This is a genomic window from Pseudomonas khavaziana (assembly GCF_036704165.1).
Taxonomy (GTDB): domain Bacteria; phylum Pseudomonadota; class Gammaproteobacteria; order Pseudomonadales; family Pseudomonadaceae; genus Aquipseudomonas; species Aquipseudomonas khavaziana.
This window is the reverse complement of record NZ_CP129946.1, coordinates 5235417-5247965: the sequence shown is the minus strand read 5'-3', so window position 1 is coordinate 5247965 and position 12549 is coordinate 5235417. Positions and strand designations below refer to the sequence as shown.

The 12549-nt window shown below is 60.4% G+C and carries 12 protein-coding genes and 1 pseudogene; 6 read left to right on the top strand and 7 right to left on the bottom strand.

Annotation, left to right across the window (positions count from 1 at the left end; all coding sequences use genetic code 11):
- Positions 1-662: 662 nt before the first annotated feature.
- From colR to QYQ93_RS23515, 5 genes are all read left to right on the top strand, one after another.
- Positions 663-1346: a two-component system response regulator ColR gene (gene colR / locus QYQ93_RS23535; RefSeq protein ID WP_003208587.1), complete on the top strand. Its 684-nt coding sequence runs from the start codon at positions 663-665 to the stop codon at positions 1344-1346.
- Complete coding sequence (locus QYQ93_RS23530; RefSeq protein ID WP_043051095.1) at positions 1336-2616, top strand: sensor histidine kinase; 1281 nt, start codon at positions 1336-1338, stop codon at positions 2614-2616. The genes colR and QYQ93_RS23530 overlap by 11 nt, the downstream gene beginning before the upstream one ends.
- A 188-nt stretch (positions 2617-2804) precedes the next feature.
- Positions 2805-3485, top strand: coding sequence for a class I SAM-dependent methyltransferase (locus QYQ93_RS23525; protein WP_043051096.1), 681 nt, complete (start codon positions 2805-2807; stop codon positions 3483-3485).
- 4 nt (positions 3486-3489) lie between these two features.
- Entirely contained in the window at positions 3490-4209 is a 720-nt protein-coding gene (locus tag QYQ93_RS23520; protein ID WP_043051097.1) for a lipopolysaccharide kinase InaA family protein, read from the top strand.
- Positions 4206-4433 (top strand): hypothetical protein, encoded by a 228-nt coding sequence (locus QYQ93_RS23515; protein WP_043051098.1) that lies wholly within the window; start codon positions 4206-4208, stop codon positions 4431-4433. The genes QYQ93_RS23520 and QYQ93_RS23515 overlap by 4 nt, the downstream gene beginning before the upstream one ends.
- 173 nt (positions 4434-4606) lie before the next feature.
- Here the strand turns inward: QYQ93_RS23515 and QYQ93_RS23510 are convergent, their stop codons facing one another.
- From QYQ93_RS23510 to QYQ93_RS23500, 3 genes are read right to left on the bottom strand one after another with little or no spacing between them, the layout of a single operon-like run.
- Positions 4607-5704, bottom strand: a complete 1098-nt coding sequence (locus QYQ93_RS23510) for a DUF1513 domain-containing protein (RefSeq protein ID WP_043051099.1) — start codon at positions 5702-5704, stop codon at positions 4607-4609.
- 2 nt (positions 5705-5706) lie between these two features.
- Entirely contained in the window at positions 5707-6771 is a 1065-nt protein-coding gene (locus QYQ93_RS23505; RefSeq protein WP_338475573.1) for an imelysin family protein, read from the bottom strand.
- A 31-nt stretch (positions 6772-6802) separates the two neighbouring features.
- Positions 6803-8242, bottom strand: a complete 1440-nt coding sequence (locus tag QYQ93_RS23500) for a di-heme oxidoredictase family protein (RefSeq protein WP_338475572.1) — start codon at positions 8240-8242, stop codon at positions 6803-6805.
- Between the two features lie 140 nt (positions 8243-8382).
- Between QYQ93_RS23500 and QYQ93_RS23495 the strand changes: the two genes are divergently transcribed.
- Positions 8383-8946: an NAD(P)H nitroreductase gene (locus tag QYQ93_RS23495; RefSeq protein ID WP_034115818.1), complete on the top strand. Its 564-nt coding sequence runs from the start codon at positions 8383-8385 to the stop codon at positions 8944-8946.
- Between the two features lie 132 nt (positions 8947-9078).
- Here the strand turns inward: QYQ93_RS23495 and QYQ93_RS28635 are convergent, their stop codons facing one another.
- From QYQ93_RS28635 to QYQ93_RS23480, 4 genes and pseudogenes are all read right to left on the bottom strand, one after another.
- Complete coding sequence (locus QYQ93_RS28635; RefSeq protein WP_404822068.1) at positions 9079-9834, bottom strand: methyl-accepting chemotaxis protein; 756 nt, start codon at positions 9832-9834, stop codon at positions 9079-9081.
- 102 nt (positions 9835-9936) lie between these two features.
- Positions 9937-11076, bottom strand: a pseudogene (locus QYQ93_RS28630) (HAMP domain-containing protein); the annotation flags it as partial.
- Positions 11077-11354: 278 nt separating this feature from the next.
- Positions 11355-11756 (bottom strand): YbaN family protein, encoded by a 402-nt coding sequence (locus QYQ93_RS23485; RefSeq protein WP_338475571.1) that lies wholly within the window; start codon positions 11754-11756, stop codon positions 11355-11357.
- 174 nt (positions 11757-11930) lie between these two features.
- Positions 11931-12539 carry a biliverdin-producing heme oxygenase gene (locus QYQ93_RS23480; protein WP_046069376.1) on the bottom strand — a complete coding sequence of 203 codons (609 nt, stop codon included), beginning with the start codon at positions 12537-12539 and terminating at the stop codon, positions 11931-11933.
- Positions 12540-12549 lie beyond the last annotated feature (10 nt).

The window sequence follows — 12549 nt, the reverse complement described above, 5'->3', positions numbered from 1 at the left end:
ACTTGCTCTTGCTCTGCTTTTGATTTTAGGCGCCCCGTTAAACCACGCTGGCCGGAATTCGACAGGGATTTGGGGGGTAAACCGGCAGGGATGCCGGTTTAGCCGCCCCGCGCCATGGATGGCGCGTGGCGGCGGCCCCCCAAATCACTGGCGGATTACGGGCACACCGAGCCTGGGCGAGGTGCCGAGTGGTGGGGCAAGAGCCTTTTGGTTACTTTTGGGCTCTTTTCAAAAGTGACCCGCTGTAAAAGCGGAACCAATAGTGGCCGTAACCTAAATAACGGATATGTACTCGGTCCGATCCAGCATTCTGGTCGGCTGTCAGGCCGCCATCGGGGGCAAGCCCCCTCCCACAGGTCCAGCGGCGTAACCAAAGTTGTGTAGATACCCATGCCCCGATCGCGGTGTGTCAGTTTAATATTTATTAACTGGCCCACCCTCATCGAGAGCAAGCCCCCACCCACTTTTTTCTTCATTTAAATGTGCGACGATTTTCCCTGCGCGGCTGTAGCAAGTCTGTGAAGTTATAGTGAAAATCTCGTTCAATTCAAATATCGGTTGAAAACCAATATCAAGGGCCTTTGCAGGTCTATCCCTGAATCCCGCTTGGCCTTAAGCTGCGCGAGCCAACACGGCTGTTACCGCGTACGGAGACACTGCCCATGCGAATTCTATTGGTTGAAGACAACCGCGATATCCTCGCCAACCTGGCCGATTACCTGGGGCTCAAAGGCTACACAGTGGACTGTGCGCAGGACGGTTTGTCGGGCCTGCACCTGGCGGCCACCGAGCATTACGACCTGATCGTGCTCGATATCATGCTGCCCGGCATCGATGGCTACACCCTGTGCAAACGCCTGCGCGAAGACGCGCGCCGCGATACGCCGGTGATCATGCTCACCGCCCGTGACCAGTTGGACGACCGCCTGCAGGGCTTCAAGTCTGGCGCCGATGATTACTTGCTCAAGCCATTCGCCTTGTCGGAACTGGCCGCGCGTATCGAGGCGGTGCTGCGTCGTGCACAGGGTGGCGGGCGCCGTGCCCTGCAGGTGGGTGACCTGAACTACGATCTCGATACATTGGAAGTCACCCGCGAAGGGCGCCTGCTCAAGCTCAACCCCGTGGGCCTTAAACTGCTGGCGGTGTTGATGCAGAAGAGCCCGCACGTACTGCGCCGGGAAATACTCGAAGAAGCGCTATGGGGCGACGATTGCCCGGACAGCGACAGCCTGCGCAGCCATGTTCACCAATTACGCCAGGTGATCGATAAGCCATTCGCCAAGCCGTTGCTGCAAACGGTGCATGGCGTGGGTTACCGGTTGGCCGAGGGTCGTGATGGAGTTTAAGCAGAGCCTTGCCCAGCGGATCATCATCGCTTTTGCCTTGATGAGTGCGTTGGTGGCGGGAGCCTTCGCCATGGGGATCGTTGCGACGGTGCACCTGGTGGAAGAGAAGTTGATTTCGGCGGGCCTGGGCGGTGACCTGCAACGCCTGCTGTTGATGGACAGCATGGAAGACTGGCGACATCGACCGGAGCCGGACCAGCTGTTTTACTTCAGCGGCGGGCGCGGCGATTTCGAACTGCCCAAGGACCTGCGCCACCTGGAGCCGGGCTTTCACGAAGTGTTTCGCGAATCGCTGTCGTACCACGCCATGGTCGAAGTGATCGACGGTCGGCGTTATGTGCTGCTGCAAGACCAAAGCGATTTCGAAGAGCGTGAGCGTGTGCTGTTTGCCGTGGTGTTGGTGGGGTTCGTGCTCAGTCTGGCACTGGCAGTGTTCCTCGGTTGGGTGCTGGCCCGCAAGGTAATGGCTCCAGTGGTGCGGCTGGCTCGCCAGGTGCGTCACCGTGACCAACTGCTGGGCCTGGCCCCGCCCCTGGCTCCGGATTATGCCGCCGATGAAGTGGGCGAGCTGGCGGTGGCGTTCGACGCTACCTTGGGCCGCTTGCGCCAGGCGCTGTCCCGCGAGCAGCTGTTTACCAGCGATGTAAGTCACGAGTTGCGCACGCCCTTGATGGTATTGGCCAGTTCCTGCGAACTGCTGCTGGAAAACCCCGCCATCGATGAGCGTGGCCGCCGCCAGGTGGAGCGCATCGCCCGTGCCTGTGAAGAAATGCGCGAGCTGGTGCAGACCTTCCTGATGCTGGCTCGCGCCAAACACGACGATGCGGCCGCATCGCCCCAAGGCAGCCTGACCCAAGTCGCCGAAGACCTGCTCGGTATCTGGCGCGAGCCTATCGAGAAAAAAGGTCTGGAGTTGATCTACCGGCCAGGCAATCCCCTGGACACCCGCTACAACACCACCTTCTTGCACGCGGTGATGGGCAATCTTCTGCGCAATGCCCTGCACTACACCGAGCACGGGTTTATCCGCCTCACGTTGGAGCCCAGTGGCTTCGTAGTGGAGGACACCGGTGTCGGCATCCCCGAAGAAAAGCGCGAAGCGATGTTCGAGCCGTTTGTACGCGGCAGCGAGAACCGCGGCGAGGGCCTGGGACTCGGATTGTCACTGGTGCAGCGGATCTGCGAGAGCCAAGGTTGGAACGTGAGTTTGAGCACCATGGAGCCCAATGGCTGCCGATTTCACGTGGAGTTGAGCCAGGTCAAATCTTGACCGTTCAGTCTGTCGTTTTACTAATGCAGACTGCGCGCTTTTCAGCGAAGATGGCCCCATGCTACTGAATGTTTCTGTAAAGTCTTGAAATGTATACAGTTGGACAGGACAAGATTTTCACAATGAGTTGACCTGTTGATCACAGTTCGCTGCATAAGGTTGTAGGCATCAGTTACTGGAGACGTGCGATGCCTTCCCCAATCAAGTTGGAATTTTCCGAAAAGTACGACGATCAACACGCGCAACAATATTTGCTCAAACATCAGGACAATCTGGCTCGCCGGTTGTCCCACAAACGCGACGAGCAACTGGCGCGCGGTGCGCTGGCCATGGCCGGTGAACCCGGCCTGGTGCTGGATCTGCCTTGTGGCGCTGGACGCTTCTGGCCGTTGCTGGCCGAAAAACCCAACCGTGTAATTATCGGGGCTGACAATTCGGCGTCGATGTTGAAGATCGCCACCACCGCACAACCGGCGGATGTGGTGAAACGGGTACGCCCTTTGCAGACATCTGCCTTTGATATCGATTTGCCAGATAACTCCGTCGACAGTATTTTCTGCATGCGCTTGATGCACCACATCGGTGAACCTGAGCACAGGCTGACAATATTGCGCGAGTTTCAGCGGGTTACCCGAGACAGTGTGATTATTTCGCTGTGGGTAGACGGTAATTTCAAGGCCTGGAAGCGCAAGCGCAACGAAGTACGTCGTCGCAAACGAGGTGAGCAGGAAGGTTACCAAAACCGGTTTGTGTTACCGGCTGCTACTGTCGAGGCAGAATTCGAGCAGGCCGGTTTCCGTGTTCAGGAATCCCTGGACTTCATACCGCTCTACGCCATGTGGCGAGTATATGTATTGCGCAAGAGGTAACAGGATGGCAGTTGAGTGCGTAGCAGGCAGTCATGTAGCTCCCGAAGAACGATTTGATTTTTTCTGGCGTCAGCAAGGTGAGTGGGTTGAAGAGCCCAACCGTCGACGTGGTGGCGAAAGTGGCGTGCAGCGGGTGGTAGGCCCCAATGGGCGGTTGCTCTATAGCAAGCGCCAGACTGGCCACATTTATCGCAGTTGGCTGCACCCCTTCGGTCGCCCGACCGTGCTGCGTGAACGTGATGCCCTCAAGGGCCTGCGTTTGCTGGATGTGCGCGTGCCGGAGCTGGTGTTCTGCGAGGCGCGACGCGACCCGGAGCACCAGTGGAAAGCGTTGCTGGTCACTGCGTCCCTGGACGGTTTCGACGAGATCGAAAACTGGTACGCCGCTGGCGGCCGTGAACAGTATGGCGAGGCTGTCCACGAGCGCTTGCTGCAGGAATTGGCCGGCACCCTGGCCCGCATGCACAAAGGCCGCTGGCAGCACGGTTGCTTGTATATCAAGCACATCTTCGTGCGGGTCACCGGCGAACCCGAGGCGGCGACTGTAGAAGTGGCCCTGTTGGACTTTGAAAAATGTCGCCAGCGCTTGACCGCTTATCGGGCCGCTTCCCATGACATGCTGCAATTGCGCCGCCATTCGTCGTGGAATGATACCGACTGGAAAAAACTCAGCTACTTTTACGAGACGGCGTTTGGCAGCGCTATCAAAGGTTTAACCAGATGAAGCTAGAAATAGCACGAGGTTTGTTCCTGGTCGGGGCGTTGGGCGTTTCAGCCCTGGCCCTGGCTGTGTGGGAACAACCTCGCACACAAGTGCTCAGTGCGGTAGACGGTGGCGGGCAATGCCTGCTGCCACGCATTGCCAAGGCGAGTGTGGCGGCCAAGCCTGATCATGAATTGCTGTTATTCATGTTCGGGATGTCTCAAGCGATGAAGCCGCAGAGTTGAAACGATTGCCCCCCCAAAAAGGGCCTTGCGATGCGAGGCCCTTTTTTTACGCCTGAGGCTTTAACTGTAGGAGCGAGCTTGCTCGCGAAAAACCTGAGAACGGCGCGTATCCAAAATGGGCGCGTTATCGTTGGCGACCTTCGCGAGCAAGCTCGCTCCTACAGAGGGGAATTTCAGATCAGGTGCAGATGGTTATCCCAAAACCCCGCCGGTAGTTCCAATGGCTTGGCCATCAGTTGGTCCTGACGACAATCATAGAAGCGGCAACGCCCTTGGCCTGACGTGACGACGAATCCATCGGCCACTGCACCCACACCGGCGCAGTCGGGGAGCGGCCCATCCAGGCGCAGCTCGGCGCTGTCCATGTCCCAAATGAAGAAACGATTGCCCCGTGGCGCGGTTAATGCCACCAGGCGCAGTTCGCTGTGCACCGCCACGCTGGCGGTGTAGTGCCCCATCGCCTGCAACTGCTCATCAGCCACCGGGAACGCCACGAAAGGCTGGCCCGGGCGCTTGATCGCCAGCAACTCGGAGCGTTCCTGGGACGGCCCCATGAACTGCTGCCCGGTGAGGATAGTGCCATCGCTGGCGATACCCATATGGCGCACGCTGTTCATCTGCTGGCCCAGGGTTTCCTTGCTGATCAAGGTGCCATCGCGGTGCATCAGCACCAGGCTGGGCTCCATGGCGTTGAGGTTCATCTCTACCCGGCTTTCGGCTTCGGTACGAATGCCGCCGTTGGCCACCACCAGGGTTTCGCCGTCGGGCATCCAGGAGACCTGATGCGGGCCGATGCCGTGGGTGGAAATCTCGCCACTATGCACCAGCCGCTCGCCCTCGAACTTATACACACCCAACAGGCCGCGGCCGGGGTCGGACGTGTCGTTCTCGGTGGCGTACAGCCAGTCGCCGCTCTTATGGATGACCGCATGCCCGTAGAAATGGCGGTTGGCGTTCGAACTGATGGTTTGCAGCAGCGCGCCATCACGCAGGTCGATCAGGTAACTTTCGGTGCCCGGGCGGCGGGCGACGAACAGCGCTATCGGCAACGTCGGATGGTTGACGATGTCGTGGCAACGCTGGCCGACCTGGGTGGCAAATACCTGCTTGCCATCCAGGCGATAGCCGACGGCGTAGTGCTTGCCGTCGGCATCATCCCGCGCCGACAGCAGCAGCGGGCCTTTGTCTTTGCCTTTGAACAGCGTCCAGCCGCCCAACGTAAGGGCGCTGAGCAGCACGCTGCCCACCGCCAAAGCCTGTCGCCTGAGCATCATCAGTCACCGTCGTTGGCGTTGAAGCCCAGTTGGATTCCCAGGGCCTTGGCCAGCTCGCCTTCGTGCAGGCGGTGGACCACGTTGAGGCTGTCGTAGATGTCGTTGAGCTGCTGGCGCCCGGCGTCATCGTTCAACAGTTCGTTGAGGCTACGCTGGTTGCTGGCGAACAGTTTCAAGGACGCGGCATAGGCGGCGTCGATCTTCTCGGCCAACGGCTTCTGGTCCGCCGGCAGCAGGCCACGCAAGCCTTTGTTGTCAACGCCGACCCACACGGTCTGGGCCGCGGCGAGGCTCGCCTCCAGGCTTTGCAGTGACGACTGGCTGCGCCATGCATCGGCCTGGAACGGTTGCGCGATGCCCTTGGTCTGGCGACCCATGGGCGTGCCGAGTTTTTTCTTCAGAGTGTCCAGGGCAGTCACTTGCACGCGCAGCAGGTCGGCAATGGCCTCGTGGGAATCAGCGTAGCGCTGGTTCGGGAACTTGGTCATCTGCGCGAGCATGCCGTCGGTGCTGTTCCAGCTGGCGAGAATCTCTTCAGCCAGGACTTTCTGGCGCTCGCCGATCGCCATCAACAGTGGGCAGTAGCGGGCTTTCTGCGCTTCGTCGGCGACGTCTGGCTTGGCGTCGTAGAGGATGTATTCGTAGGCCGACAGGCCCTGCACCACAACACTGGATTTAGCCAGGGCGGCGGCATCGATCTGCGGCTGGGCGCTGACCAGTTGCTCGACCTGGCGACCGACCAGGTTCTTCTTGTCCGGCCAGAACTGCACCTGCCAGGCACGGTTGCCCTCGGCCAGCGGACCGATCAGCAGTGGTTGCAACTCGGCCCAGGCTTTTTGCGCGTGCAGGAAGTCGGCGCGGGCGGTGTCCAGGCTTTCCTTGCCCTGGCAGTAGGCCAGGGCGCTGACGGCCAGTTGGCGGTCGGCTTCAACCCAACGGCTGTAGGTCGGCAGGATCACTTGCTTAGCGATGGCCGCCGAGGTCACCGCTTGCGGGTCCTGGGGCGAGCAGGCGCCGAGCGCCAGGGCGGCCAGGCTGGTGAACAACAACTTGGGACGAAACATGTCGAGCTCCCTTCTGTAAGTGGGGCAAAGCTTATAAAGAATTCAGGAACGCCAGCAACGCGGCACGCTGCTCGGCATTGAACGACAACACATGCTGCTGCGCCGCTTGTGCTTCACCGCCATGCCACAGCACGGCCTCGAGCAGGTTGCGGGCCCGGCCGTCATGCAAGAACTGGGTGTGGCCACTCACGGCTTGCGTCAGGCCGATACCCCACAACGGCGGGGTGCGCCAATCGCGGCCAGAGGCTTTGAATTCGGTACGGTTATCGGCGAGGCCTTCGCCCATGTCGTGCAACAACAGGTCGCTGTAAGGGCGTATCACCTGATTGGCCAGCTCAGGCTCGGCAGCGTTGGCGGCCGTGGTGAATGTCGGCTTGTGGCAGCCCTGGCAACCGGCCTGGTAGAACAGGTTCTTGCCGGCCAGCACCTGCGGGGTATTGACGTCTCGGCGTGCGGGTACCGCGAGGTTGCGGGTATAGAACAGCACCAGGCGCAGGATGTTATCGCTGACTTCCGGCTCGCCATCTGGGCCATTGCCGTTGGGCGCCTGCTTGCAGGCCACTTGGGCGTCGGTGCAGTCATCGAAGGGTCTCAGGGAGGTCGTGAGGCCCATATCACCAGAAAACGCGTGAACATTTTGTTGGTTGAGGTTGGGTTGTCCGGCTTTCCAGCCGAAACGCCCGAGTACGGTTTTATGCAGGGCGTCATCCCAGACCCAATTGGCGTGGCCGACGATGGCCTCTTTGTCGGCGGTCTTGGGGTCGGTGTTGCGCAGGATATCGGCGTCGCTGATCGCTTCGAGCAGGCCCAGGCCGATCATTGGCGGTGCTACCCGGGCGGAGAAGCGTGTATCAGGATGCATCGGGCCGTAGCCGAGCTGGGTTATTTGCAGGTCGGGTTTGCGCAGCTCGACGACGGTGCCGTCCTTGAAGCTGACCTGGACAGGGCTGTAGTCGACCCGCACCTTGCCTTCCGGCACGACGCCCGGCACGGACATGTCCTGCAACTGCCCGCCATACACCGGCTCGGGGACCACGCCGAGCTGTTCGATGAGCTTGGCGTAGGGGGGCTGCTCTGTAATGGAGAGAGGGATGGAGAGGCGCACCAGCATCGACACCGCATTCGGCGCATCAGGCAGCGGCGGATGGCCCCTTCCGTCCTTGATATGGCAGTTCTGGCAGGCGTTGGTATTGAACAGCGGGCCCAGGCCATCCCGTGCCGTGGTGGTGGACGGCGCAATCACCCAAGGGCTGCGGAAGAAACTGTTACCGACGCTGAAATCCAGGCGGCGGGTGGGCGCCAGGTTGGCCGAGGGCAACGAAAAAGCGTTCTGGTCGCGCTTGTTCACCGTCGCCGCGCCACCGGACCGCGACTCACCAGGCTCGGCCTTGGTGAAGCGGGGGGCGTCGTCGCAAGCGGTCAGGCTTAAAGCCATCAACGCTGCGGACAGGCAAAAAAGCGCACGGAACATCGAGATTCCTGGAAACGGTCGGAAAATGTGGTCGCAAAGTCTAACAGGGCAGGGCGGTTTGAATAAGAGCAATTATCGTTTGGTGGCATCCGGATTCTTTCCCGCTAGAATGACCGCACATTTTTTTCTGGAGGTGGCCAATGCAGGCTCTCGACGCTTTGCTCAACCGTGTATCCGTGCCACGTTTGCTGGAACCGGCACCGACCCAGGAGCAGCGCGACCTGTTGTTCGCCGCCGCCATGCGTGCGCCCGACCACGGTCAGCTGCGCCCTTGGCGTTTCCTTACCGTAGAAGGCGCAGCCCGTGAGCAGATGGGCACGCTGTTGGCCGAGGCCGCGCGCCTGCAGGATGCCGACGCTCCCCAGGCGGTCATCGACAAGGCCCAGAACGGCCCGCTGCGTGCGCCGTTGGTGGTGGTGGTGATCGCGCGCCTGCAAGAGCACTTCAAGGTGCCCAAGTCCGAGCAATTGCTGGCGGCGGCCTGCGCAGCCCACGGCATCCTGTTGGCGGCCTATGCCCAGGGGATTGGTGCAGTGTGGCGGACCGGGGAATTGTCCTACTCGGCCCATGTGGCCAAAGGGTTGGGGCTGACGGCGGATGAAGAAGTAATTGGCTTTCTTTACCTCGGTACGCCGCAGAACCCGCCGCGTACGGCGCCGAAGGAAGACCTGACGCCGTTCGTCCAGGCCTGGACTGGCCTTTGAGACAAAAAATGCTTTAAATGTGGGAGGGGGCTTGCTCCCGATAGTGGTGTATCAGCTACAGATAAGTGACTGGCACACCGCAATCGGGAGCAAGCCCCCTCCCACATTTGACCCCAGTGTCTGTGAAATCGATTACACCCTGAACTGATCCATCAACTTCATCTGCTGGCTGGCCAGTGCATTGAGCTGGCTGCTGATCGCCGCCGACTCGGTGGCCTGGCCGGTGAGGGTTTCGGTCACGGTGCGAATCGCCGAGACGTTGCGGTTGACCTCTTCGGCCACTGCGCTCTGCTCTTCGGCGGCACTGGCGATTTGCAGGTTCATGTCGCTGATCACCGTGACCGCGTCACTGATCTTGCCCAGGGCCTGCACCGCCTGGTGGATCTGCCCGGCATTGCTCTGGGCCTGTTGCTGGCTGGAGTGCATGGTCGCCACCACGCCTCGGGTGCCGCTCTGGATACGTTCGATCACCAGGCGGATTTCCTCGACCGAATCCTGGGTGCGCTTGGCCAGGTTGCGTACTTCGTCGGCCACCACCGCAAAGCCACGCCCGCTTTCGCCGGCGCGTGCCGCTTCAATCGCGGCGTTCAATGCGAGCAGGTTGGTTTGTTCGGCGATGCTGCGGATCACCTCCAGGACCGAGCCGATCTGTTCGCTGTTGACCGCCAGGGCTTCGACTTCGCTCACCGCTTTGCTGACTTCCTCGGCAAGGGTGGTGATATCACGGGTGCTCTGCTCGATGATCGACATGCCTTCGCGGGCCGACTGATCGGCGCCGCGTGCCGCGCTGGCGGCATTCGAGGCACTGTTGGCGACGTCGTGGGCGGTGGCGCTCATTTCATTCGACGCGGTCGCCACCTGGTCGATTTCGCGGAACTGCACCTGCATGCCTTCGCTGGTCTGGCGCGCAATGGCCGAGGACTGATCCGCCGTACCACGGGCTTCGGTAATGCTTTGCTTGATCTGCGCTATGGTCGGTTGCAGCTTGTCGAGGAAGCGGTTGAACCAGTTCACCAACTCGCCCAGTTCGTCTTTCTTCGCGTACGCCAGGCGTTGGGTGAGGTCGCCGTCGCCGCTGGCGATGTCCTTGAGCATGGCGGCCACGCTGTTGATCGGCCGGGTGACGCCGGTGGCGGTCAGCCAGATCAGCAGCAAGCCCAACAGGCCGGCAGCCGCTGCTACCAGCAAGGCTTTGAGGGTACCGCTGGCCTGGGCCTCATCGAGCACCGCTTGCAGCTTGACGTTATCGGCCAGCATCACGGCTTTCGGCAGTTTGATTACCACGCCCCAGGACTTGGAATCGGCAATCGGCTTGACCGGGTATACGGCGTGAATGATGTCGTTCTGCCCGCGGATCACTGGCCGGTCATTGGCGAGCAGTTGCACAATTTCCTTGCCTTCGGCGCCGAGGCTATCGATCAGGTTCTTGCCTACCTTGGCCGGTTCACCGCTATAGGCCGCGATCAAGCCGGTGCTGGACAGAATCTCTAGGTGCGCTGCGCCGTTGAACAGATCTTTCTGCGCCGCATCGGTGGTCGCTTGCAGGGCCGTGAGGGCGATATCGATGCCGACGACGCCGATGACTTTGCCATCAACGATCAGTGGCAGGGAAATGGTGGTCATCAGCACAGGTTTGCCGGCCACTGTGTCTTCGTAGGGGTCCAGCAGACAGGTGCTGCGGGTGTCCCGTGGGCAGGTATACCAAATGTTATAGGGCGTGCCGCTGAGGTTGAGGGTGGTCTTGGTCAGGTCATCCTCGACCATGATGGTGTTGAGGCCTTCACCGCCGGCACGGCTCCAGTAGCTGGAAAAGCGGCCTTTTTCGTTGGAAACGCGCGCTTTGTCGTCGACGAATTCGCTGTCTTTGCCATCCAGCCCGTTGGGTTCGAACGACAGCCAGATGCCCAGCACCTTGGTGTTGCGTTCGAATGCGGTTTTTACGCTCTGGTTGATTTCTTCGCGCAGGGCGCCGGCTTCAAGAGAGCGCTTGGTCCCCAGCTGACGCAAGTCTTTGATCTGGTCGGCGAGGGCCGTGACCACCAGCAGATTTTCACCAAAAGTTGTTTGCAAGTGCCCGGCCTGTTCGGCTGCCTTGGCCTGCAGCAGTTGTTCCACGCTGGCGGTCAGCATTCGTGAGCTTGAGTCACTGACCAATAGGTCGTTCTGGTTGGTGTTGTAGATATTGATGCCGACCACCAGTGCAATGACCCCCAACAGGCAAAGACCGGACAGCAGCACGATTTTCAAGCGAATGGAGAGGGTGTCGAACATAGGGTCACTCACGAATGACTTGTTGGAATGCGGGCAGCAGAGCCAAGTCCATTCGGCGCCATGTCTGAAACATCGGCGTCACAAATCGATTCATGAGGAATAGGCGATGAGCGGTAGGATACCGCCTACATGGAGCCCTATATGGGGCGTGCCAGCTGCTCGGGGCGGGACCAGATCCACAGGTTGCCCAGGCTCATACCGGCAATGGCCAGATACACCGGCCAGCCGTGATCCAGCATCACCAGCATCAGGACGGCACACAGCAACATACTCACGGTGGCGCTGACCTTGGCCCGACGCGCAATGATCTTGCCGTTGCGCCAGTTGAACAGGATAGGCCCGAACAGGCGGTGGTTTTCCAGCCAGGCGCTCAGGCGTGGTGAGCTTTTGGTGGCGGCCCAGGCGGCGAGGAGGATGAATTCGGTGGTCGGCAAACCCGGTATGACAATCGCCACCAGGCCGATCCCCAGGCTGACGTAGGCCAGCAGGCCGAAGAGGAGCTGGGCGATTTTGGAGGAAGATTGGGGTTTGCCGGTCATAGGTAGGAATATCACAAAAAATCAATGTGAAATGAGTGCTCAGTGTGGGAGGGGGCTTGCTCCCGATGGCAGAGTGTCAGTCAGCTTATGTTTAGCTGGCACACTGCCATCGGGAGCAAGTCGAATCGTCGCACCGCCCCTCCCACATTTTCTGATTGCATTTCAATCTGGAGGTCAGGCCATTTCAGGGGCGCTAGCGTACGCCTGTTCCAGCAACACGGTGAAGCGCACAAACGCATCGATCGCGCCTTTTTCTACCGCAGCTTCTTCTTCGGCGCTGAATTCCAGGCTGTCGAGGGTGCGGGTGAAGCTTTTCCAGCCTTCGGCGCGACCGCCGGCCGGTTCGCCCAGGTGGCGGGCACCGAAGGTTTCACTCAGTCCCAGGCCCACGGCGCGCTTGATCAGGAACGCGGCGCCCAGCTTGGAGCCTTCGGACACGAACAGCCAGCCCAGGGCCTCGGCTTTACTCGGATTCTTCACCGCACCAGCCACCGGGGCCGGGATTTCAGTGTCCAGGTCTGCCAGGTCGAGCTTGGCGGCTTCGGCGCGGCAGCGTGCGGCCAGGTCCGGGACGATCTTGATCAGTTCGGCATCGTTGTACAGCGCTACCAGTTCTGACTGGAACAGGTACTGGGCCACTACGAAGCGGGCGAAGTTGGCTTGGGTTTCGAACGGCGCATGAGCCTTCACCAACGCATCCAGCTTGGTGTGCGGTTCATTGGTGATCTGGTTCAGGCGCTGGGAGCGCAGGCTCGGGCGTTCTGCGGTAGGAGAAGCGGTCATGTAAAAAGTC

Coding starts and splice junctions, on each gene's coding strand:
- colR (WP_003208587.1), top strand. CDS start 663: ATGCGAATTCTATTGGTTGAAGACAACCGCGATATCCTCGCCAACCTG.
- QYQ93_RS23530 (WP_043051095.1), top strand. CDS start 1,336: ATGGAGTTTAAGCAGAGCCTTGCCCAGCGGATCATCATCGCTTTTGCC.
- QYQ93_RS23525 (WP_043051096.1), top strand. CDS start 2,805: ATGCCTTCCCCAATCAAGTTGGAATTTTCCGAAAAGTACGACGATCAA.
- QYQ93_RS23520 (WP_043051097.1), top strand. CDS start 3,490: ATGGCAGTTGAGTGCGTAGCAGGCAGTCATGTAGCTCCCGAAGAACGA.
- QYQ93_RS23515 (WP_043051098.1), top strand. CDS start 4,206: ATGAAGCTAGAAATAGCACGAGGTTTGTTCCTGGTCGGGGCGTTGGGC.
- QYQ93_RS23510 (WP_043051099.1), bottom strand. CDS start 5,704: ATGCTCAGGCGACAGGCTTTGGCGGTGGGCAGCGTGCTGCTCAGCGCC.
- QYQ93_RS23505 (WP_338475573.1), bottom strand. CDS start 6,771: ATGTTTCGTCCCAAGTTGTTGTTCACCAGCCTGGCCGCCCTGGCGCTC.
- QYQ93_RS23500 (WP_338475572.1), bottom strand. CDS start 8,242: ATGTTCCGTGCGCTTTTTTGCCTGTCCGCAGCGTTGATGGCTTTAAGC.
- QYQ93_RS23495 (WP_034115818.1), top strand. CDS start 8,383: ATGCAGGCTCTCGACGCTTTGCTCAACCGTGTATCCGTGCCACGTTTG.
- QYQ93_RS28635 (WP_404822068.1), bottom strand. CDS start 9,834: ATGCAGGTGCAGTTCCGCGAAATCGACCAGGTGGCGACCGCGTCGAAT.
- QYQ93_RS23485 (WP_338475571.1), bottom strand. CDS start 11,756: ATGACCGGCAAACCCCAATCTTCCTCCAAAATCGCCCAGCTCCTCTTC.
- QYQ93_RS23480 (WP_046069376.1), bottom strand. CDS start 12,539: ATGACCGCTTCTCCTACCGCAGAACGCCCGAGCCTGCGCTCCCAGCGC.